The 22,706-nt window shown below is 41.4% G+C and carries 15 protein-coding genes and 1 tRNA gene; 1 reads left to right on the top strand and 15 read right to left on the bottom strand.

What is annotated here, in order from left to right; translation table 11 throughout:
- From GSF13_RS07840 to GSF13_RS07790, 10 genes are all read right to left on the bottom strand, one after another.
- A complete protein-coding gene (locus tag GSF13_RS07840) occupies positions 1-696 on the bottom strand; it encodes a prepilin-type N-terminal cleavage/methylation domain-containing protein (RefSeq protein WP_211867742.1) in 696 nt (231 codons plus the stop codon).
- Positions 690-1,124 carry a type II secretion system protein gene (locus GSF13_RS07835; protein ID WP_211867740.1) on the bottom strand — a complete coding sequence of 145 codons (435 nt, stop codon included), beginning with the start codon at positions 1,122-1,124 and terminating at the stop codon, positions 690-692. Before GSF13_RS07835 ends, GSF13_RS07840 begins: the two co-directional genes overlap by 7 nt.
- A 340-nt stretch (positions 1,125-1,464) precedes the next feature.
- Positions 1,465-2,664, bottom strand: a complete 1,200-nt coding sequence (locus GSF13_RS07825; RefSeq protein ID WP_211867736.1) for a type II secretion system F family protein — start codon at positions 2,662-2,664, stop codon at positions 1,465-1,467.
- Positions 2,664-4,325 (bottom strand): GspE/PulE family protein, encoded by a 1,662-nt coding sequence (locus GSF13_RS07820; protein WP_211867734.1) that lies wholly within the window; start codon positions 4,323-4,325, stop codon positions 2,664-2,666. The genes GSF13_RS07825 and GSF13_RS07820 overlap by 1 nt, the downstream gene beginning before the upstream one ends.
- Positions 4,322-4,717, bottom strand: coding sequence for a type II secretion system major pseudopilin GspG (gene gspG / locus GSF13_RS07815; protein ID WP_211867732.1), 396 nt, complete (start codon positions 4,715-4,717; stop codon positions 4,322-4,324). Before gspG ends, GSF13_RS07820 begins: the two co-directional genes overlap by 4 nt.
- A gap of 109 nt (positions 4,718-4,826) precedes the next feature.
- Positions 4,827-5,939 carry a polysaccharide pyruvyl transferase family protein gene (locus GSF13_RS07810; RefSeq protein ID WP_249122750.1) on the bottom strand — a complete coding sequence of 371 codons (1,113 nt, stop codon included), beginning with the start codon at positions 5,937-5,939 and terminating at the stop codon, positions 4,827-4,829.
- A gap of 46 nt (positions 5,940-5,985) precedes the next feature.
- Positions 5,986-7,035: a nitroreductase family protein gene (locus GSF13_RS07805; protein WP_206471502.1), complete on the bottom strand. Its 1,050-nt coding sequence runs from the start codon at positions 7,033-7,035 to the stop codon at positions 5,986-5,988.
- Positions 7,036-7,097: 62 nt separating this feature from the next.
- Positions 7,098-9,773 carry an SLBB domain-containing protein gene (locus GSF13_RS07800; RefSeq protein ID WP_206471503.1) on the bottom strand — a complete coding sequence of 892 codons (2,676 nt, stop codon included), beginning with the start codon at positions 9,771-9,773 and terminating at the stop codon, positions 7,098-7,100.
- An 85-nt stretch (positions 9,774-9,858) separates the two neighbouring features.
- Positions 9,859-10,650, bottom strand: coding sequence for a DUF481 domain-containing protein (locus tag GSF13_RS07795; protein WP_010605789.1), 792 nt, complete (start codon positions 10,648-10,650; stop codon positions 9,859-9,861).
- A 14-nt stretch (positions 10,651-10,664) separates the two neighbouring features.
- Entirely contained in the window at positions 10,665-11,483 is an 819-nt protein-coding gene (locus tag GSF13_RS07790; protein ID WP_010605790.1) for a mechanosensitive ion channel domain-containing protein, read from the bottom strand.
- 201 nt (positions 11,484-11,684) lie between these two features.
- Here GSF13_RS07790 and GSF13_RS07785 point away from each other — a divergent pair.
- Positions 11,685-11,760, top strand: a tRNA-His gene (locus tag GSF13_RS07785).
- A gap of 892 nt (positions 11,761-12,652) precedes the next feature.
- Here the strand turns inward: GSF13_RS07785 and GSF13_RS07780 are convergent.
- From GSF13_RS07780 to secA, 5 genes are all read right to left on the bottom strand, one after another.
- Positions 12,653-13,894, bottom strand: coding sequence for a sugar MFS transporter (locus tag GSF13_RS07780; protein ID WP_171039497.1), 1,242 nt, complete (start codon positions 13,892-13,894; stop codon positions 12,653-12,655).
- A gap of 247 nt (positions 13,895-14,141) precedes the next feature.
- Complete coding sequence (locus GSF13_RS07775; RefSeq protein WP_211867728.1) at positions 14,142-16,733, bottom strand: family 20 glycosylhydrolase; 2,592 nt, start codon at positions 16,731-16,733, stop codon at positions 14,142-14,144.
- Between the two features lie 325 nt (positions 16,734-17,058).
- On the bottom strand, positions 17,059-19,131 hold the full coding sequence (locus GSF13_RS07770) for a M13 family metallopeptidase (protein WP_211867726.1): 2,073 nt from the start codon (positions 19,129-19,131) through the stop codon (positions 17,059-17,061).
- A gap of 271 nt (positions 19,132-19,402) precedes the next feature.
- Complete coding sequence (mutT, locus tag GSF13_RS07765; RefSeq protein ID WP_010605794.1) at positions 19,403-19,801, bottom strand: 8-oxo-dGTP diphosphatase MutT; 399 nt, start codon at positions 19,799-19,801, stop codon at positions 19,403-19,405.
- Between the two features lie 63 nt (positions 19,802-19,864).
- Positions 19,865-22,573, bottom strand: a complete 2,709-nt coding sequence (secA, locus tag GSF13_RS07760; protein WP_211867724.1) for a preprotein translocase subunit SecA — start codon at positions 22,571-22,573, stop codon at positions 19,865-19,867.
- Between the last annotated feature and the right edge of the window lie 133 nt (positions 22,574-22,706).

Genomic DNA, 22,706 nt, shown 5'->3' with positions numbered 1-22,706 from the left:
TTAAACTTCTTCCCTTAAGTATGCTAATAAAGCAGCATAGGAACCATTAGGTAAAGCAATATGCATTTCACTTTTACCTTCGTCTGATTCTATGGCTATTCTAATTTGTAACGGTAGTATTCTCATATCTTCCATTACATGCTGCCTGTAAGTTTTAAAATCAATATTTGCTTGCTGGTCTGAATCTGTTGATACAGCTTTGAGGGTTTCATCTAGCCCTCCCCACCCTATATAAGAGAATTTGATATCAGACAAACCCGATAACAATATAGCTTGATACTTCCATTCAACTTCATCAGATTGATTTAAAATTAAATGTTCGCTCATAGGTGATTCATTGTAAGCAAGATCAAAACTTTCCCCTCGATTAATTAGTTTAAATTCGACTAGTGCACTCTCAGGGCTAAAAAGTGGTGAGCGCGAAATAAACATTAACCTATCTTGATCACCAGATAGATACAGCGCAGGTTCCCCCTTATCAGAGGTCACAACATAAGGGTAAGCTGACTCGATCACTCTTGATATTGCATCAAAAGCCAAAGAACGTTGGGTTACTTTCCAGTAATAGTCTGTTCGTGACTTCCACTGATTTGAAAATACACTGTAACTGTAATAACCTGAAAACATCACAATAGTAAGAATACTGGTCGCAATTAGTAACTCAATTAAAGTAAAGCCTTTAGTTTTAGCTACCATGTGGCAACCTCAAACTCAAATTGCTCATTGGCTTTACTACCCGTAACCATCACGTTATAAACTGCAAAGCGCTGGTTTTTCTTAAAAAAATCTTCTCGTCCTTGCTCATTATTGAACAAAATTCTTCGTGCTTGCCAGTTAAACCGCTCTCCTAATAGCTCTACTTTTCCTTCATAGTTTGCCTCCTTAGTTGAAGCAACTAATCTTAGTTCAGACTTTATAGATGTTACTAAGCTCGGTGCTAATTGGTAAAACTGAGCTACTTCGGCTGCTTTACTAGAAAAGACCAAAGCACTTTTAAATAATTGTGAAACCAAAGCAATTGAACTGAATAAAATAATCGCTGCAATGAGCACTTCTATTAGAGTGAAGCCCTTAACCTTGGTTATATGTTTCGAATAGCGGAGCAATCTGAACTTCTCTTTCATGACTTTTTTCAAGTATTATAAAACTGTGAGGTGAAATACTTGCTTTCGTTGATATTACAATTTTAGAGTTCTTGAATCGGAGCTCTTTAAACTTGATAGTATTTTCCTCCGTTTCCGACTTCACATGAATTTGATCACCAATTAACTCTATTTCAAAGCTATATCCACCGTAATAAGCCTTGTAGCTCAAAACCTTAAATATATTTTGAACCTTTTTCAACTCAACTATCCGAGTTTGCTTTGCGATACTCTCGACAACTAGCCCCCAGTAAGCATCATCAATGAGCTAACAATAGCAAGCACTACCATTAACTCAATTAAAGAAAAGCCAGATGTTTTTTTACAGTGGGACATCATTTATGGAAACCATACTCATCAACATTGTTATGACTATACCTCCAACGAATCCCCCCATGAAAAGTAGCATTAGTGGTTCTAGCATTGTTGTCAGCTTTTTTATCACTAGTTCTAGATCATTTCGAGAGCGTGATGCCACCTCTTGAAAGACCGTTGGTAAGCGGCCAGTTTCTTCACCAACCTTGATGATAGATAAAAAGAAATCAGGAAATATTCTCGTTTTCCCTAGCACTTCAGCTAATTGCTTCCCAGACTTTAGCTGTCGAAGAGCTTGTTTAGAATCTCGTCGAAAGTCGGGATGCTTCAATGTTTCGGCTGTTAGTTCTAAAGTAGTATCTAGTTGCAGTCCAGCCTCCAACATCATTGACATAGATTGAGCAAACCTTATTCTTTCTGAAGTTGTGATTATGCGCCCTACTCCAGGTAGCTTACTAACTTGTATATAACACCAGTTTTTTACGTCTGGTTTCTGTAGAGCGTATACAGAAAGAACAACGGACAAAGTCACACCGATAAGAATAAGAGCTTGATACTCAATAAAAAATTGACTGATCCCAATTATCATCTGAGTATACCACGGTGCTTGGCTTAGATCAGTGAAAATACCAGCCATTTTCGGCACGATAAAAGTAAGTACAAAATATACGGCCATCATACAGACAAAGAAAATCACACTAGGGTAAGTCAATGCCGTGCTAACCTGAGACTTAAGATCTTTTTGAAATTTAAGATCCGCGGCTAAGCGCTTTAGTACCTCAGGCAAATTACCTGATGTTTCACCAATTTTAAGCAGGCTAATGTATAAAGGCCCAAACAAGGCTTCATGTTTAGAAAACGCTTGGCTGAGTGAATCTCCTTTTTTGATCGAACCGGCAATTTGGTTTAACAACCGACTCAGAGCAGGGTTAGTGTTGGATTGGCGAATAATATCGATCCCTTTATCTACTCGAACGCCGCTTTCTAGCAACAAAGATAGTTCGCTGGTAAAAAACTCAAGCTGATCTAAGGTGACCTTTTGTGAAAATAAACCAGAAAATGCGGTTCCTTTAGCAATTGCTTTAATTTCAATCGGACTAAGGCCATCTGCATTGAGACGCTGTTGAGCTTGCGCTAGATCATTTGCCTCAATTGTGCCTTGATGCCGAGAGCCATTGCTGTCGATCGCCTTATACTCAAATTCCATTACCCTGCAACCCTTAATACTTCATCGATTGTGGTAACACCAGTAATAACTTTAAAGAGACCATCTTCCATTAAATCTCTTCGCTGTAATTTCCTATTGTGCGCTTTTGCCTTACCAATAAACTGATCATTTTTAGGGATCGCCTTGATTTCATCGTCACAGCGAAGATACTCATTTACTGCTATACGCCCCTTAAAGCCGGAGTTATTGCAATGCTCGCATCCTTTAGGCTGTTTTAAATTAAGCGTATTAATTCCCGCCATATCTGCTATTTCTTGCAGCGGGTATTTATTGATCAGTTCTTCTGCATTGTCTGCAGGCTCTGCACAATGCGAACATAAACGTCTTGCTAATCGCTGCGCAACGACAGACACAAGTGCGGCGTTAAGTAAAAACTCCTCTACGCCCAAATCGAGTAATCGAGTGTATGCCCCTGCCGCATCATTGGTATGCACCGTGCTGAACACTAAATGCCCGGTTAATGCAGACTGTAGAGCAATTTGTGCTGTTTCTTTGTCTCGGATCTCACCAACCATGATGATATCTGGGTCTTGACGAACTATGGAGCGTAAACCTGCTGCAAAGTCAAAACCAATATCTGGGTTAACCTGAACTTGATTGATCCCTTCAAGTTGATACTCAACGGGATCCTCTAGCGTAATAATTTTTACGTCTTCGGTATTTAGTTCATTGAGAAACGTATATAATGTTGTTGTTTTACCTGACCCTGTAGGGCCTGTTAACAATATCACCCCAGTTGTCTTTTTCAGATCTTGACTAATCAGTCCCTGAGTATCTTCAGACAAACCGAGCACCGACATATCATATCTAATTGAGTCTTTTCTCAAAAAACGCAGGACGATACTTTCCCCCTCGTTTAGAGGAAGCGCAGAGACACGGATATCCAATTCTTGATTGGCAATACGTAGCTCTATTTTTCCATCTTGGGGACGGCGCTTCTCTGCGATATCCATACCAGAAAGAATTTTAAGCCTAGTGGTAATAGGAAGCTGCATCTTTGGAGCCAATGAATCCACTTCATGAAGCACGCCATCAACACGATAACGAACTCTATACCTATTTTTGTGTGGTTCCAAATGCATATCAGAAGCATTTCGTGCTAACGCTTTTGTAATTAATGAATTAAGAAGGTTAACTATCGGAGCTTCTGAAGCTAGCTCTCGTAACCTAGCCTCTTCATCGCCAGTCAAATGTTCTTCAATCGCTTGAGAATCTTTTTTGCTCTCTATCTCGAAAAAAAACTCTTGTAGTTGCGACTCAGTCGCGACATATATTGTTAAACTTACAGAAGCCTCTTCAACTATATGAGCAAGGCCCATCGATAGCGGGTCTTTGCACGCAATGATCCAGTTACTTTCATTGTACTCAAGAAGCAGCGCACCAACCTGCTTTAGTCGCTCAAGCTTCTCTGGATCCAACCCTTCAGGAATTTTCCATTGTGAATATTCATCTGGTCTAAATGATTCGTAACCAAAAACTTTTGAAAATAATGAACATAACTCATCTTCAGACAAACACCCCATATTCACGAGTATTTGCTCAAGACGCCCATTAAAGCGACTTTGGTATGATTTCGCCTTTTCAAGGTCATTGACTGCCACATGAAAGTCTTCAAGCAGTACTTTCTCTAACTCATTCATTTATGAATTATATCCTCACTTTCACCATCACCACCTTCTTTACCATCCAAGCCGTAAGACATTATGTCGTAAGGACGGTTCTGGGCACCAGGAACAGTATAAACGTAAGGCTTACCCCAAGGATCTAAGGGGATATCTTTTGGTAAATAAGGGCCGTCCCAGTTCGCCGCATTGCTATTTCTTAATTCTTCTAGTGTGGCTGGAACAGTCCCCATGTCTAATCGATAAGTATCAATAGCCGTTTCAAACATTTGCATTTGTGCTACTGCTGTTTTCTTCTTAGAAGAACTGACCTTAGAGAATAGCTTTGGAGCAACCAAGGAACCTAATAACCCTAGAATAATCAATACGATTAACAGCTCCATTAAGCTAAAACCTCGTTGTTTCTTCATCTTCAGCTCCTATATATTTGATGAAAAGTATATGTTTTTACCTACAAGTAATCTTCATCGCTACGAAATTTAGCAACCATGCCTATAGGTGTATATTTCGACTATTCTATCAGCTTAATTTCGACTGATAACTATTAATTTCAGCAATTACACTTTGCCACATGGCGTTATTTTCATTCTTGACCTGTGCAGCGTGAGCGCTACTTGCATTTTTCTGCTCGTCTAGCCCATTTATAAATTGCTCAACTTTAGCACTTACCTCTTCAGTGCTTGCAAGGTAATCAAGAATATTCTCCTCAATACCATACTCTTCGAACAGCATTTCGTACTTATGACTCCAGCTCGTCGCAAGACAAGGAACACCTTGTGATAGTGCACTTACACAACCATGAAAGCGACTACTGACGACGGCATCACAACGCCCCAAAAATGCTTTTATCTCGATTGCACCTAGGCCATCGACGATATCTACTTTGCTTTCTATACCTTTGGCTATTGCCTCACACAGTAACCTATCTTCCACACCTTCATGATTAAGTAAAACCACATCAAAACCAGATTGCTGAAAAAGCTCGACTTGATGACGCCAAAATCCAATATACGCTTCAGTACCACTTTGAGCAGTTTCATGGTGATAGCTTGAAACAACTTTATTATTCGGAATAAAACAGACTGTTTTAGTTGCAAATGGTTCAATTATTTCCGGTTCAATTAGTGCAGTAAAGTCAGGGCTTTGCTGTAAAGAGCCACTACTATTTAAGGCCTCACACGCTTGAAACGAAGCTTTATCTCTAGGATACACTTTTGATGCCGCATTGATCAGTGTACGTGCTGCTGCTGCGTGGTCGGCTTTTTTAAATGGACCTAGCGCTTGCGGTAGCACCATATATGGCTTGCCCGCTTTTTTGAATCTAACCGCTTCTTTCGCTGCGTTTTTCAGATCATTTAGCGGCCACTGATCTCCATAAGAAAACCCACTTGCATTTAGAATAACATCTACATCAGCCTCTGTTACTATGCCATAACGCTTAAGTAAACGCTTGATAATGTGAGGCAGTTTACCGAATAAACCCGTTAGATCGACAGACCCCCTTCTGAAACTTAGCTTTTGAAAGGCCCCTAGTTGCGCTCTTTTTTTATAAGGTAAGTTGGGCCCAGGTGACAATACTAAATTATATTCACCTATTTCTTTTTCTAGTTGCGCTAAAATAGACAGCAACATTAGCTCAGCCCCTTTATTCGAGAACTGAACACCTTTTATTTCAATATTAATCACGTTTGTTTAAATCCGGGTGTGTAAGTAACTTTTCTGGCGACTTTTTATTTGAAAATGGAATTCCCCCTTCTTCAAGGGCGTATCCCACCGCAATAAACATCACGATCCGCTTATGTTGTGGCAGGTTAAGCAATTTTGCAGCTCGCTTATCTAAAGTGTGTAGCTCTGGCCAGTTTAGCGCGCAAGTAGAAAGTCCTAATGTTTCACATGCCAACATAAACTGCATACTCGCTAGTGAAGCATCAATATAAATAACATGACGATCTCTTTCAAACGGGTATGCCGACAAATCTCCAACTACCGCCAGTAGACAGGGGATTTGAGATGCGAACCCCGCTGTGCCTCCGGGTAATTTGACCGCTTGTTGCTTTGTGGCTTCGTCATCTATCCACATAAATTCAAAAGCCTGTCGATTACATGCACTTGGTGCTTCAGTGGCCATAGATAAAGCTTCAATAAGGAGTTCCCTTTCAACCTCTCGTTGCTCAAACCATCGAACTGAGCGCCTTGTTTTACATAGTGCTTTAAATTGCTTTGGGCTAATCTCGTGGGCCGCTCTTTCACTACTAGAGTACGGTACAGAGCTACTCTCCCCATCAAAGTCAACTGCTTTAAAAGCTGCAAAACTGGCTTTAATAATTGGATGTTCGACGTCACAAACAGCAAAAAATTGGCACAAAACTGAGTGAGCCCAAATCAAGTCACTTCGCTCAAAATGCGCAAGGCTCACAGCTCGCAAATAAACAGAAACCGTTTCTTCAATATAATCTAATGCAAAAACCTTTTTGCGAGGGCGCATGATCAAGCCCTTCTCTAGACGATGAATATTACGACGCAGCAAAGCACTTGAGTTATCTTGAATACCTTGATGTTTTTCATACTGGATCTTGGCTTTTAGTATTGCTTGCTGCTCATACCCAAATGCTCTGTCAAAGAGAAGGTAGTAAAGACGGCTTAGCGTTGGAGAGCCTATGAACAAAGGTCTCACGATACGCTGTGTCGTTTCAATTAGCTTAATGATGAGCTTTTTTAATTTCTGCATAAAACGTAAATACGGGAAACAAACGTTTCCCGTATCCTTTTTTAATCAAATTTTGTTAATTACTAATTATTGTTCAACGTAGCAATCGACGCGGCTGCCAGACCTAGTTGATAGATAATCTGTGTTGCTGTACTCCATAGCGTCAGACTATCAATATGTTGAGCATCAAGCGGTACAACAATCGTATCACCAGGAGCTAGTTGGTTAGCATGACTACTCACAGCAAACCAAGTCCCTGAGCCTGGGAGCTCTACTGAACCATTAGCTTTGATAATATAGATCCGTTCATCATCCGCTTTTTGTTTTAGACCACCACTCGCTTTAATATAGTCATCAACTGATTTAGACGAATCAAATAAGTGCGTTGCTGCCAAGTTGACCTCACCAATAACACTGACAGAGTCTTGCATCGCAGGAATATATAGCGCATCTCCATCTTCTAGCTGTAATGCTTGTGTCGAGCGTTTATCTAAATCAATAACAAGACGTCCTAACGCTTCAACTTTAGATAAATCTCTCAAAATCTTATCCATATCTTCATATGGCATTGAGGTATTCGCAGTCGCGCTCTTCTGAAAAGTATTAGTGATAATATCGCGTCTTAGCTCTTGCGTTAAACGTTGAATTTGTGAAGTTTCTTTACGCTTAATGGACTCACGAGTAAAAATAGCCGCTTCTTTATGTGCAAACTGGTTAAAACCACCCACTCTTTCAAGCAGGCTATCAAGCGTCTCACCACGTTTGATGGTATAGGTGCCAGGGAATTTAACTTCACCCACAACTTTAACTTGAAGCCTTTCCTGCCAATTAGGTCTAGGGAAGATGTTTACAGTATCTTTGCTGGTTAACGCCTGTGTCGGATCCGCCAGTTCATTTACACCATTAAACTGGATATGCTCAACCTGTTTACCATCGTCGTATACAACTCGTGTTAACTCAACTTGCTCAAGATAAGCCGCTTCAAGAAATCCACCGCCAGCCCGTACCGCCTTTTGGAAGTTCGCATTTTTTGATAAAGGATACACACCTGGAAACTTAACTTGGCCATTTATAGCAAATAATTGCGCTGGTTCCGTTGGGGTTGCCTGTCTTTGAAGTTTAGCTAGAATAGGCGCTAATAGCTTTTGACGACTAAAAACCGCATACTCTTCGTCTTCTACTTCTTTTGGCTCTTGGAACAATGCATCAATACTTGTGATCAGTTCAACTTCTTCCTCAAGTTCGAACAGCTCATCTTCTTTTAAGCCTATATATTTTAAAAATTCATCACGCTCAAACTGCTCCCATAGCTTTACATTTTCACGCAATTTTAGTTGCTCTTTGTTATACGCGAGGTCTTCTAATAACTGTTCTTCTTCTTCTTTAAGCTGGTAGCGGCTAAATACGACGATTGTATCGTTAGACGCGAGCTCTATATCACCCGCTTTACCGTTAAAAATATCTTGTAAAGAAAACTGATGGATAGCGATGTCGCCTTCAAAGTTTACTTCACGGATAATCAGTGAGTACCCGAAGTCGGCGATAGATAACAAATCTTCCCTTGGCGCACTAAATACATCCTTTAGCGTCTTACCTTGGTGCCATTCATAATGCCCTGGGCTAGTTACTGCACCAACCACAGTTACAGTGTTTTGAAAACGAGTTGATGCGGCATTGACTGATATTTCATCACCGTTCTGCGGCTTATAACTCGTATTTTCAGTAAAGTTGTAGTTCAGGGTAATGCGCCTTCCATCACCGTTGTAACGTGATACGACTACTTTTGACTTGTTTGCGTTCGCTTTGAAACCACCTGACATCGCCATTACACTCTCAAGCGTGTCTGACTCTTTAAGCTCAAAGATGGCTTGGCGGTTAACTTCACCTTTTACTTTAATCTTCTTAGCTGCAGGCGGGATAAATACAACATCGCCAGGCTTTAGGACTACATCATCAGAGCTATCACCAAACAGCAATAAGTCGTATAAATCAAATGTGGTAACTAGCTTACCCGCTCGCTTTACTTGAATTTTTCTAAGCGAACCACTATCACTTACACCGCCAGAAACAAATAGCGCATGGGTCACTGTCGCAAGCGGTGAAACCGTATAACTACCAGGCTTGTATGCTTCACCCACTACCATAATGCGCATAGGGTTTAGCTCACCCATAGAAACAAAAGCTTGAACTCCGATCATTTCTTCTGATATTTTTTTTGTGATCAGTGCTTTTAGCTCTTTAAATGACAAACCAATAACGTGAACCGGGCTCAGGTTTGGAATTGCAAGACGCCCTTCTCTGTCAATTTGAACTTCATGTTCTTCGTTGGTTTTACCATACAAATTGATCTTCACCAGATCGCCAATACCCAACAAATAAGTATCAGGAATTGCAGCCAACTCAGAAGGCATAAATGTTAAAGGCTCACCAGCAAAAAGCTCATAACCAAAAGGCTTTAGCTCTTCCTGCTTCGGCTTAAACTTATCTTCCTCTTCTTCCTCTTCCAGCAATCCATTTTTGTTTCGAGGTTGAATCGAAGTATCTTTTTCTTCTTTCTCTTTATTGCCTAATGTTTTGCTATCTAAAGTACTTAGATCGATGCCATAGCGCTTCGCAAGGGCTTCCTGCTGAGCTTTAGGGAGCTTTTTGAACTGTTCTATTTGCTGTTTGCTTGGTGTCATCGCAACTGATTGGTGCGATATAAGAATAAAAACTGAGAGCAATATTATTCTGAAGAACTTCACTGAAATCTCTTCCATTATAGACTTTTGTTAAACTTTGAGCATTCTACCGAAGTTTGGAAGAATTAAAAGGGCACATGAGTGCCCTTTGGGAAGATACTTGTTAGAAACTGTAAACCAAAGTAAGTGAAGTTTCTGTATCAGTATTTTCTTTGCCATCCGCTACGTCAGAGTTGTGGATAATGTTATATGCCACTTTCATTTGAAGCGAACCATTTATTTTGGTTAACAGCGCCGTTTCAGAGGTTGTCTTAGTATTTGTATCACCGTATTCAATCGCGATAAGCTGTGTAAAACGCGCATTTTCTGAGATTTGCCACTGGTAATCTAGTTTACCAACACCAATGAACTCGCTTTCAGAAGTACCTGCTAACAATTCACCATCATCGTCAAGTTCAGTGCTATCGTCTTGGTGCTCGAAGCGCTTTACACCAGGACCGATTTCAGCGTTAAGATACATATCGTCATTTTCGAATAAACGTTGACCGTAACCCACTGAAATAACTGCTTCGCTACGGTAAGCACCAAAATAATCTGAAACATAAGAACCAAACACAAATAGGTGGCTATTATCTTCGTTTAACTTATAGTTGCCTTGAACTGACGCGGAGTATTTTTCATTGGTACGAGATGTAATGTCTACACCAGCATCGTTTTCACGCGTGTCTTCTTTATAGAAGCCATCTAACTTGTACTCGTTGTTCCAGTTAGTTAGATTGTGTTTAGCTTTGATCCCGCCTTTAAGCGTTGTTGTCTCAGTGTTACCACTGGTGATTATCGCACCAACTTCACTGGTTACATCCCAAACTTTCTGTGGTTTCTTAGCTTTACCTTCTGCTGCAGCATTAGCGCTGGCAGCCATAAGAATACAACAGGTTAAAACCTTCAATTTCATTTCTAACTAACCTTTTACTGATCTTTGTGTAGGTGAACATCCATTTGCGGGAATGGAATGGTAATATTAGCTTCGTCTAGCGCAATCTTAATATTTTCCACAAGCGTGAAATACGTTGGCCAGTACTCTTCTGTTTTAACCCAAGGACGAACAACAAAGTTAACACTTGAGTCGGCAAGCTCCAGCACTGCTACCGTATAAGCTGGCTCTTTCAAAATACGTGATTCATTGTCTAGTACAGACTTTAATACCGCTTTTGCTTCTCGTAGATCGGCGTCATAGCCAACACCAATTACAAGGTCAATACGACGTGTTTTTTCGCGTGAGTAGTTAACGATCGCACCGGACATAATGGCAGAGTTTGGCATTACAATTACTTTGTTATCAGGAGTACGAAGCTCTGTAGAGAAGATTTCTATCTTTTGTACACTACCGGCTTTGCCGCCAGCTTCAATATAGTCTCCTGACTTGAACGGACGCAGCATAATAATAAGTACGCCAGATGCAAAATTAGAAAGTGAGCCTTGCAGGGCAAGACCAACAGCCAAGCCTGCGGCACCTAAAATAGCAATGAATGAGGTGGTTTCGATACCTACCTGAGATAATGCCATAAGCAGCGTCGCGGCAAAAACAATCGCATAAGCAATATTGGCAACGAATGAGCCTACCGCTTTATCTACTTTGCGTTTACCAAATGCTTTTTCAGTGAGATCAGCACTAAGCTTAGCTAGTTTTAAGCCAACGAAGAAAATTATTAGTGCTATAACGCCTTGAAGCACATAGTGTAAGATTAAATCTGAGTTCTCATTAACCCATTTCCAAACAGCTTCCATACTCATCCCCCTTTTTATATTAAGCAGTTATTTATCATTAGATCGGCTGGATCATACATAGGATATATGAATATTTGCTGTATGCGGAAATAATCTCCGAAAAAAAACTTTTATTAAGTTTTTTCGATATTTCCCTTTGCATTTGGAAAAAACTTATGTATTATGCGCGCCACACCAGACAAGGTGTTCAAGTCTTTTGTGGCGGCTGTAGCTCAGTTGGTAGAGCCCTGGATTGTGATTCCGGTTGTCGTGGGTTCAAGTCCCATCAGTCGCCCCACTCTTTTTATAAATTCATTCCCATTTTATATTTTTACACTCACACCACTCCTAAACACCAGCGTAGCAGCGATTTTATATCGCGACTGAGAATAAAACCCTCGCTATATAAAGTAGCTCCTACACGGCAAACACCAAACAATAAGCACTAAACATCTGCGTAGCAGCGATTTTATATCGCGACTTAAGAATAAAACCCTCGCTATATAAAGTAGCTCCTACACGACCAACACCAAACACCACACATCTGCGTAGCAACGATTTTATATCGCGACTTAAGAATAAAACCCTCGCTATATAAAGTAGCTCCTACACGGCAAACACCAAACAATAAGCACCAGACACCAGCGTAGCAGCGATTTTATATCGCGACTGAGAATAAAACCCTTGCTACATAAAGTAGCTCCTACACGACCAACACCAAACAATAAGCACCAGACAGCAGCGTAGCAGCGATTTTATATCGCGACTTAAGAATAAAACCCTCGCTGCATAAAGTAGCTCCTACACGACCAACACTAAACAACAAGCACCAGACACCAGCGTAGCAGCGATTTTATATCGCGACTTAAGAATAAAACCCTCGCTACATAAAGTAGCTCCTACACGACCAACACTAAACAACAAGCACCAAACATCAGCGTAGCAGCGATTTTATATCGCGACTTAAGAATAAAACCCTTGCTACATAAAGTAGCTCCTACACGACCAACACCAAACAATAAGCACCAGACAGCAGCGTAGCAGCGATTTTATATCGCGAAAAAGATCTCAGCATTAAGCCGGTTTTGCAGGTAAGGGAGTGATTTAGGCATAAAAAAATGCCACCTTATTCAGGTGGCATCACACACGGGATTATTTCTACATACATAGAAATGCTTTACATTTTCTTGCTACGCTTTCTTTTTGATCTTATGACCTTTCACAGCGTAGAAGATTATAAATAGATAACAAGGTAACATTACAAGGTGTGCAATTTGCTGTGATTCCACTGTGCCAGATGTGCCCTTAGCTAAACCTAAGAATACTGGACCGAATGCACCACCGGCAATACCCATAACCAATAAACCAGAGCCTACACTGGTTAGCTTGCCAAGTCCAGATAATGCGAGCGGCCAAATAGCAGGCCACATAATGGCATTTGCTAAACCTAAAATAGCGACCATCAATAGAATATCAGGCAACGCTGATAATCCAAATAGATTTGAAATGACAAATGAGTCTGGGCTGCCAAATGAAATTGCGAGCGTGAGAAGCACACCAAGCACGGCAGATGCTGTTAACGCCCTCTCCTGCGATATTACTCTCGGGATCAATATAATACCCAAAATATAGCCCGTAACCATACAAGCCATAGTATAAGAGGTCATCACACTATATTTTTCAACACCCAGCGCTAACGCAAATGAACCAATCGTATCACCAGCAATCACTTCAACCGCAACATACAAAAACAGTGCGATCACACCAAGCTTTAGATTAGGATGAGATAGCGCTTCTCTCACTGAGCCATGTTCTTCTTCATCATCTTTTTCTATTTCAGGTAGTGGTGCAAACTTAATACCCAAGGCAAAAATACCAATAAATGCAGCCAAGCCTAAATATGGCCCGATAAGACCGTTTGCCATTGCATCGATATCAGCTTGAGTCAGCTCTTTACCTGCCATATCAGTAAAGTTACTCAGCACCAACGCAGTAAATACAAGCGGCGCAACAATACCAGCACCTTTATTCAGTATACCCATAATACTTACGCGCACAGCTGCTGACTCTTCAGGTCCAATACGCACCACATAAGGATTTACAGCAGTTTGTAACAATGTTTGCCCAATACCCATAGTAAATTGAGCAAACAAGAACAATGCAAACATTTGTGTTTTAGCCGCTGGAATATATAGCAACGCTGCACACATCATCATCGCAATTGCGATGGCCATACCATTTTTATAACCCACCTTACGGATAACTAGAGCGGAAGGAACCGCTGTAAATGTCACCGCAATATAAAAAGAGAAAAGAATAAATGAAGATTGGAGAGGAGTTAGTTTTAGTACTTGCTCCAAATATGGCATTAGTGACCCATTAAGCCAAGTCACAAAGCCAAGAATAAAAAACATGGCTGCGACAATTGCCATAGGGATCGCGTTACTTTGTTTTGTTGTATTCGACACGGTAGCTTCCATAAACATTACTCATCGTTTATTGTTTGTATGGCTTTTTGCCTTGTTATTTTTTGCTTTGCTCACTGCTTTCTTTACAAAAATGACAGCGCTGACATTTAACTTTACGTTAAAATCTATTTCATTACCAGTTAGAATTTGAGCAAAATTATCACCAAAAAAGGGCCATTGCCCTTTTTTGCGATAAACTGAATACGAGGGTTTATTTCAACCCTGTGACACGGCTCGTATTTTTTTCTCCGGCTCGCGTTCTCAACAATACCTTACTTTCATCTGAGACACTCATCTGATCAGTATAAGGCTGCCAAGATTCGCCATTGTCTAAGCTCACTTCAATTGTAAGATAAGGGAACGCACTATTCGCTTCAAGTTTACCCAGCACCACCTTGGCACCAGGAACTGGAAGGTTTGGCTTAATGCCATCGTTTTGTAACTTTGCAATCTCTTTTAAAGACAAGGCTGCGGCAAAGGTTGAGAAGTCCTTGTTTAACTCTTTTTGGTTAATACGACGCCCTTCCCAATCCGCTTTATGCCAAGCACGCTCCGCAAGCGAAAGCAAACGAGGGAAAATCAATCGTAACACTTGGTCTTCCGAGCGAATGGTCTCACTCCATATTTGCCCTTGCATACCAAGGATATTTTGCGGTTTTTTAAGCGCGGGCAACTCTCGACCAACTAAGGCTTCTAGATTCACGATAGGCTCACGGTTTCGCGTGAAGTCCGCATTTGCATAAATATTATCTGGCATATACGAAAATGCTTTTTTCGTATCTGTGTAACGAGTTGCCCAATAATAGCCGCGCTCTTCAGGGTGCGCTTCATAAGGGTGATCAAAGTACAAATGTGTACCGTGAGACAAAATAACTTGGTAATTGTTGTTTGCAAAACGGTGAGCCCTGTCTGCAACCCCCCACTCCCAAATGTTATCCCAAGTATTTACCAAAAACTGTGGGTTTGGAAATTCATCACGCTTAAAGGTCGTCGTGGTGTTATACATTAAACCATCTTCCCAAGCAGCAGGGGTGATCCCACGCTTAGCAAGCAGTTTTGCAACTTTTTGAGTAAAGTATGGTTTTAAATCATTAGGTCCAGCCACTCCGTTGTCGGCGACCGCAAATAGCTCATTACATGCTGGTGATTCAGTCCATGAGCCCTTTCCAACCTCATCGCCACCAAAATGGACTGTCGTTAACATAGTGCCAGCATCGCGATACATTTCCTGCAGTTCATATACCACCTTCTCCATAAAGGCATAGCTTGAGTCCAAGCAAACATTAATAGAGTTATCAGTATAGAGTTGCACGGTTAGATACTTTGAAGTGTCATCAATATCGTTCAGAAGATAGGCTTTGGCCTCTTGTGCTTTACCTGCTTCCATCAATTTGTGATAACGCGCTTCCATCGACTTAATCGCAGCACGAGCATGCCCGGGGCTTTCGATTTCTGGAATGATCTCAATATGACGTGCAGTGGCAAATTTAAGTAACTCGACAAAGTCCTCGCGAGAAAGGAAACCATTTCCACTTCCCGTTTTGAAAGGACCTGTGCCCAGTTGAGTCAGTAAGCACTCACGCTCTTGTAAATCAAAACAACGGAATGCGCCGACTTCTGTTAACTCAGGGAGCCCTGGGATCTCTAGTCGCCAACCTTCATCATCTGAGAAGTGCCAATGGAATTTATTTAACTTATAACGCGCCATCTGTTCAATTAATTTAAATAACGCATCTTTACCATGATAGTTACGGGCATTGTCGTAATGCATACCACGCCAGCTAAAGCGCGGAGAGTCTTTGATCTCTACGTGAGACAAAGTAATTTCATTTTTACTATCGGCAGGAAATAGCGCAAGCAAACTTTGAATACCGTAAAACACACCTGCGTTATCAATACCCGTGATTTCAATCACGTCATCATCAATATCTAATGTATATGACCCAGCTTGGTTGTAGTCATAATCGCGCCCTAAACTTTTCGCAACTTTAAGGCGGATCGTCGGGATATTCCCTTCAGGCACGTGATTAGCTTCCGCTTTTAAATCCAGCCCATACTCTGATAAGTCTTCTTGAAAAACGGCGACTTCTGACTTCAAACGTCCAGCAAAGCGGATCTGCCAGTTTTTGTTAAGGGTAATTTCGCCACGACTGAAGTCGATGTGCTCAGGCTTTGGAATGATACGTCTTAACGCATCTTCTTTTGAGACCGAAATATTGCTTTGATTACGTTCAAAGCGCAGCGCTGCGTTCGCGATCTGCGTGTAATCGGTAGGTGTATTATATCTTTTCAGCTGGTTTTCACGCTCAAATGGCGCAACGAACTGCGTCATGTCTTCTGTATCAGTATTTGCAAAAATGACCGGTTTATTTTTACCTGACACAATAAAGGCACGCGGCATAAAGTCGCTGTATGCAGCAACCCAAGCCGAACCATCAAAAGCTAACTTGAGCTTTTCACCGGCTTTTAAGCCAGCGAACGAATCGGTAGGGGTTATACGATGAAGGTCGCCATTAATATGTTCAAAGCGCAGACCTTCAGCTGTTTCCGTTGAAATATGACGAACTGAGTGCAAATAGATTTGCCAATCGCTTTGTCCTTTTGGTAGATCAACTTTTGAATTGTTAGTCAGTGTAATAGCACCGCTAAAGCCCCCAGCACCATTACTGAAGTTATTTTCTACCGCAAATTCAAAATGCGTGTCACTTGCAAATTGCGCTAACTGCTGCTGCGTAAATGATGCGTGTGTATAGAACGAGCACCCAGCAATTATCGCCCCAAGCAAAGTCGTTTTTATTCTCATCTTTTGCTCCCAGTCTTCATGTTCAATTCTAAATGAACATCATTTAATCACTTATTGTTCCTAAACATCATATAAAAGTTAAAATGACAGCGCTATCATTATTTTTTCATATCCTTGTGTTAGACAAAATGAAGCTACTCTGATTTGGCTGTAAATACCATCAAATAGCGATGAACTAAACCTTGGAAATAGCGAGTGTTTGCAGAAAGTGCTGAATTGAGTGTGGTATTTTGTGAGAAGTTCAGAGGATTGTAATTAGATGTTGTAAAAGCGGCGGATTTACTGCAGGAACACAATAAAACCGCCACGAATTCAAAATGTGAAATTACCAGATTTTCACTCTGTCTTCTGGTTTAAGATACATCTTATCGCCTTCTTTCACATCAAATGCCTCATAAAACTCTGGCATATTCGGCAGCACACCAATCACTCGATAATGACTTGGTGAATGCGGATCTGTCATTAGACGATTACGCAGCTCTTCATCGCGGTATTTGCGACGCCAAATTTGTGACCAGCCCATAAAGAAGCGCTGCTCCCCAGTGTAGCCGTCAATAACTGGCGCTTTTTGATCGCCTAGTGAAATTTGGTACGCTTTATAAGCGACAGTTAATCCGCCTAAATCACCAATATTTTCACCCAGTGTCAGTTGACCATTAACACCAGCGTCTTCAAATGGTTTAAAACCATTAAATTGTTCAACCAACTTTTGGCTACGCGCTTCGAATTGTGAAAGGTCAGACTCACTCCACCAATTACGTAGGTTACCATCACCATCGTACTTCGCACCTTGGTCGTCAAAGCCGTGACCTAATTCGTGACCGATAACCGCACCGATTGCGCCGTAGTTTACTGCATCATCCGCTTCTAAGTTAAAGAATGGTGGTTGTAGAATCGCAGCAGGGAATACAATCTCGTTATTCACTGGGTTATAGTACGCGTTCACCGTTTGTGGTGTCATCAACCACTCGCTACGGTCCACAGGCTTGCCTAATTTATCGATCATCTCCTGATTCGCAAATTGACTATAACGTACGTAGTTACCGACTAGATCATCAGGATTGATCTCAAGTGCGGAATAATCTTTCCATTTGTCAGGATAACCAATCTTTGGCGTAAACTTATTGAGCTTATCTTTTGCAGCTATCTTAGTTTCAGCACTCATCCACTCAAGGCCATCAATAGCTTGATCAAACCCTTTAATAAGGTTTGCGACTAATTCTTCCATTCTAGCCTTAGCTTCTGGTGGGAAATACGACTTAACGTATATCTTGCCTAGCATTTCACCAAGTACTGAATTACTTGCATCCACCGCCTTTTTCCATGTTGGCGCTTGTTCTTCTACACCCGTCAATGTTTTACCAAAGAAACCAAACTTAAGGTCAACTACATCTTTACTTAGTAACTCAGCGTAGTCATTGGTAAAGTGGAATGTTAAGTAGTCTTGCCATGCCTCTAGCTTTGAATCAGCAATGATTTTAGACAGCGCTTCAAAGAAACTTGGTTGGCTTACAATAAGAGAATCCGTTTTAATACCAAGTGCGCTTAAAAATGCTGATGTATCAAAGTCAGGCATTAATTGATTAAACGCATCATTGCTTAGCTTGTTATAGGTTTTAGTCGCGTCGCGGCTTTCAACACGTGTCCATTGCGCCTCGGCAATTTGTTTTTCTAACTCAATAATATTTAGTGCAGCTTGGCCCGGATTTTTATGACCAGCCTTAGCTAACAATTGTTCGATATAGCGCTGATACTGCTCGCGAATTTTACTAAACTTTTCGTCATCTTTCAGGTAGTAGTCGCGATCAGGTAAACCAAGCCCTGACTGGAACATGTAGAGTGCATTTTCACTTGAGTTTTTAGCGTCATTATTAACATACCAACCGAATGGAGTGCTAGCACCGGTTAAACGCATTTTAGCAAAGATAGCTGGTAGCTCCGATTTACTCTTCAAGTCTAGAATTTCTTTCAGATAAGGCTTAACAGGGTTTAAGCCCAACTCGTTTCTCGCGCCCTCGTCCATATAACTTTGATAAAACGCACCCAACTTTTGCTCATCGCTACCTACTTTAGCTGAGCCGTTGCTAGCAGCATTCTCAAGCACTTTACGCAGCGCTTTTTGTGACTCATCATAAAGCTGAGAGAAAGAACCATAATTTGATTTGTCTGCTGGGATTTTGGTTTTCTCTAACCAATGACCATTAACGTGAAAGTAAAAATCATCTTGTGCACGCACTGATTTATCAATATTTTCCAATTCGATACCAGAATTCAAAACCGCCTTTTGTGCTTCGGCTTGTTCCGCTGGTTTTTGTTGTTGTGTTTGCGGTTGTTCGCTACAACCAATCAATCCCAATGCAAGTGCAACACTTGCAGCGGTCAATGATAGTTTTTTCATTTTTATTCCCCTGATAGAGTTTCGCTTGTAAACGTCGTATCCCATTCATCTAGATAAAATAATGCTCAAATTACATACAAATGAATTGAATATAGACATAACCTGATGGCTTGAAAAGAATTCCTTCTAACTGTGTGTCCTCTCAAACTTCAGAGCAACGAAAGTCGTTAGCTGATGTTTATTTACACGTAAGCGGTCATTCACTAGTCTACCGATGCACATAGTGAATGACTATGACTCTGAGTGCTTAATTTAGTAACAAAGTTTGTCACTAATTTTTGCGCGTTTGTAATAATTCAACAATCGCCTTATTGGCCTCAGGAAACGTGAGCTCATGCAACTGTTCAACTGCAACCCATTGAGAAGGCTGCCCTTCTGCGCCATGAGCTTCACCAGAAAAGTCCTCAACATGATGAATGTATAAGCATACGGCTTTATCAGCATAGTCATGCTCAATACGCATTAGCTCAGATGAGTTATAGATCTCAATGCCTACCTCTTCTTGCAGCTCACGTTTCAATGCCGAAAAGACATCTTCACCGGCTTCCATTTTCCCGCCAGGGAATTCCCAAAGCCCACCTTGATGTTGATCTTCACCTCTCAAGCATACAAAGATTTTCTGATTTTTTTCAATCACACCAACGGCGACTTCAACACGTTTTTTTTGCATCATTTACTCCATAAAAAAAGCGACTTAGCGTCGCTTTTTATACAAATTTAGATTTAGGGCCTGTTATTTTAGTTTTCCGCAACACTGCTTAAACTTCTTGCCTGATTGGCAAGGACAAGGATCATTACGACCTACTTTTGGCTCATTTCTATGAGCAACAGACACGCCTTCTGGTGCATCACCACCTACGCGCTCAACCTCTTCGTGTTGATATTCACGTGGTGCTTGCTCACTCTTACGATGTTGCTCTTCAACTTTCTCAACATCTTCCTCAGCACGAACCTGAACTTTACTTAGTACGCTAACAACGTCAATCTTTAAGTTTTCAAGCATTTGTGAGAATAACTCAAACGACTCACGCTTATATTCTTGCTTCGGATTCTTCTGTGCATAACCACGTAGATGAATACCTTGACGAAGATGATCCATTGCCGCTAAGTGATCTTTCCAATGCTGATCTAGGCTTTGTAGCATAACTGCCTTTTCAAAGTGGCGTAATACATCTGGGCCTACCATCTCTTCTTTTTGTTTGTACGCCTTATCAACGTCTTCTACGATACGATCGCGTAGCACTTCTTCATATAGTTTACTGTCTTCTTCAAGCCATTTTGCAATCGGAAGTTCAACATGGAAGTCATTTTTCAAGCGCTCTTCAAGTGCTGGGATGTCCCACATTTCCGCCAGACTTTGCGGTGGAATATACTGATCAATAGTCGCATTCAATACATCTTCACGAATAGCGGTGATAGTCTCTGAGATATCGCCTTCTTCAAGTAGTTCGTTACGCTGTTCGTAAACCACTTTACGCTGGTCGTTAGCAACATCGTCGTACTCAAGTAATTGTTTACGAATATCAAAGTTACGCGCTTCTACTTTACGCTGTGCATTTTCAATGGCACGGTTAACCCATGGGTGCTCAATAGCCTCACCACGTTGCATACCTAGTTTGCGCATCATGTTAGTCATACGCTCACCTGCGAAGATACGCATCAATGCGTCATCCATCGATAGGTAGAAGCGGCTTGAACCAGCATCACCTTGACGACCTGCACGACCACGCAACTGGTTGTCGATACGGCGAGATTCGTGACGCTCAGTACCAATAATATGTAAACCACCTGAAGCCAGTACTGCATCATGGCGCGCTTTCCAAGCGGCTTTAATTTCTGCTATTTGCTCTTCCGACGGATTTTCTAATTTTTCAACATCCGACTGCCAGCTGCCACCCAGTACGATATCCGTACCACGACCAGCCATATTCGTCGCAATCGTTACCTTGCCCGGTAGACCCGCGTCCGCGATAATATCCGCTTCTTGCGCGTGGAATTTCGCATTCAGTACATTATGTTCAATTTTTTCTTTGCGAAGGAAGTGAGAAAGATACTCAGAACTTTCGATAGACACCGTCCCCACCAACACTGGCTGACCACGTTCTTGGCAAGAACGAATGTCTTCAAGAATTGCTTCAAATTTCTCTTCTTGCGTCAAATATACAAGGTCCGCACGGTCATCACGAACCATAGGTTTGTTGGTTGGGATAACTACGGTATCTAGGCCATAGATTGACTGGAATTCGAACGCTTCAGTGTCCGCTGTACCTGTCATACCTGCAAGCTTGTTATATAAACGGAAGTAATTCTGGAATGTGATTGAAGCCAAGGTTTGGTTTTCGTTCTGAATACGAACCCCTTCTTTCGCTTCAACGGCTTGGTGAAGACCCTCAGACCAACGACGACCTTCCATCGTACGGCCAGTGTGCTCGTCAACGATGATAACTTCGTTATCTTTTACAACATAATCAACGTCTTTTTGATATAGCTTGTGAGCACGAAGCGCAGCGTAAACATGGCTAAGTAATGAAATATTACCTGCCGAGTAAAGCGAGTCACCTTCATCAATCAAACCACGTTCAGTCAGTAACTCTTCAACTTTGATTTGACCACGCTCGGTAAGGTGAACTTGTTTACCTTTTTCATCAATGGTGAAATCGCCATCGCCTTCCACGCCTTCTTCGTCTTCTTTTTCTTGCTGTACAAGATCAGGCACAATTTTATTGATTTCGGCATAAAGCTCAGAGCTATCTTCAGCAGGACCAGAAATGATCAGTGGTGTACGCGCTTCGTCGATTAGGATTGAATCCACCTCATCTACAACCGCATAGTTAAGTGGACGTTGTACACGTTCTTCAACACTAAACGCCATGTTATCGCGCAAGTAATCAAAGCCGAACTCGTTATTGGTGCCGTAAGTGATATCCGCAGCATAGGCTTGCTTTTTCTGCTGTGGCATCATGCCTGGTACGTTACAACCTACAGTAAGGCCTAAGAATTCAAAGAGTGGACGGTTGGTCTCAGCATCACGCTTAGCTAAGTAGTCGTTGACGGTAATAACGTGAACACCCTTACCTGAAACCGCATTTAAATACGCAGGTAATGTTGCTGTTAGTGTTTTACCTTCACCCGTTCTCATTTCTGAAATACGACCTTGGTGAAGCACCATACCACCAATCATTTGCACATCGAAATGACGCATTCCAAATACGCGCTTAGATGCCTCACGCACCGTAGCGAACGCCTCTGGTAATAAATCATCTAGACTTGAACCTTGCTCAATACGCTGTTTAAATTCAGCCGTTTTTGCTTTTAGTTCATCATCGCTTAATTTGCCATATTGCTCTTCTAACGCATTGATTAAAGCGACTGTTTTTCTTAGGTTTTTGATGGTGCGATCATTACGACTACCAAAAATTTTGGTAAAAATATTTGCTAACATGTTTAAACCGTTTCACTCTGTGTATTGGCTGACCCATTTCTCTAAGCCAATGTGGTTAAGGCTGGGTCGCGCTTGTCCTGTTGGCGACAAAAGCGTTCCTAAATTCCGGTTTTCATTTTGCCAATTTAGGAGT

The sequence above is a fragment of the Pseudoalteromonas sp. M8 genome, assembly GCF_018141365.1.
Taxonomy (GTDB): Bacteria; Pseudomonadota; Gammaproteobacteria; order Enterobacterales; family Alteromonadaceae; genus Pseudoalteromonas.
The sequence above is the reverse complement of the archived record's forward strand: the minus strand, read 5'-3'. Positions and strand labels throughout refer to the sequence as shown.

Bases quoted from the DNA above. Each gene is read 5' to 3' on its own strand.
- GSF13_RS07840 (WP_211867742.1), bottom strand. From the start codon at position 696: ATGGTAGCTAAAACTAAAGGCTTTACTTTAATTGAGTTACTAATTGCG.
- GSF13_RS07835 (WP_211867740.1), bottom strand. From the start codon at position 1,124: ATGAAAGAGAAGTTCAGATTGCTCCGCTATTCGAAACATATAACCAAG.
- GSF13_RS07825 (WP_211867736.1), bottom strand. From the start codon at position 2,664: ATGGAATTTGAGTATAAGGCGATCGACAGCAATGGCTCTCGGCATCAA.
- GSF13_RS07820 (WP_211867734.1), bottom strand. From the start codon at position 4,325: ATGAATGAGTTAGAGAAAGTACTGCTTGAAGACTTTCATGTGGCAGTC.
- gspG (WP_211867732.1), bottom strand. From the start codon at position 4,717: ATGAAGAAACAACGAGGTTTTAGCTTAATGGAGCTGTTAATCGTATTG.
- GSF13_RS07810 (WP_249122750.1), bottom strand. From the start codon at position 5,939: ATGTTGCTGTCTATTTTAGCGCAACTAGAAAAAGAAATAGGTGAATAT.
- GSF13_RS07805 (WP_206471502.1), bottom strand. From the start codon at position 7,035: ATGCAGAAATTAAAAAAGCTCATCATTAAGCTAATTGAAACGACACAG.
- GSF13_RS07800 (WP_206471503.1), bottom strand. From the start codon at position 9,773: ATGGAAGAGATTTCAGTGAAGTTCTTCAGAATAATATTGCTCTCAGTT.
- GSF13_RS07795 (WP_010605789.1), bottom strand. From the start codon at position 10,650: ATGAAATTGAAGGTTTTAACCTGTTGTATTCTTATGGCTGCCAGCGCT.
- GSF13_RS07790 (WP_010605790.1), bottom strand. From the start codon at position 11,483: ATGGAAGCTGTTTGGAAATGGGTTAATGAGAACTCAGATTTAATCTTA.
- GSF13_RS07780 (WP_171039497.1), bottom strand. From the start codon at position 13,894: ATGGCAATTGTCGCAGCCATGTTTTTTATTCTTGGCTTTGTGACTTGG.
- GSF13_RS07775 (WP_211867728.1), bottom strand. From the start codon at position 16,733: ATGAGAATAAAAACGACTTTGCTTGGGGCGATAATTGCTGGGTGCTCG.
- GSF13_RS07770 (WP_211867726.1), bottom strand. From the start codon at position 19,131: ATGAAAAAACTATCATTGACCGCTGCAAGTGTTGCACTTGCATTGGGA.
- mutT (WP_010605794.1), bottom strand. From the start codon at position 19,801: ATGCAAAAAAAACGTGTTGAAGTCGCCGTTGGTGTGATTGAAAAAAAT.
- secA (WP_211867724.1), bottom strand. From the start codon at position 22,573: ATGTTAGCAAATATTTTTACCAAAATTTTTGGTAGTCGTAATGATCGC.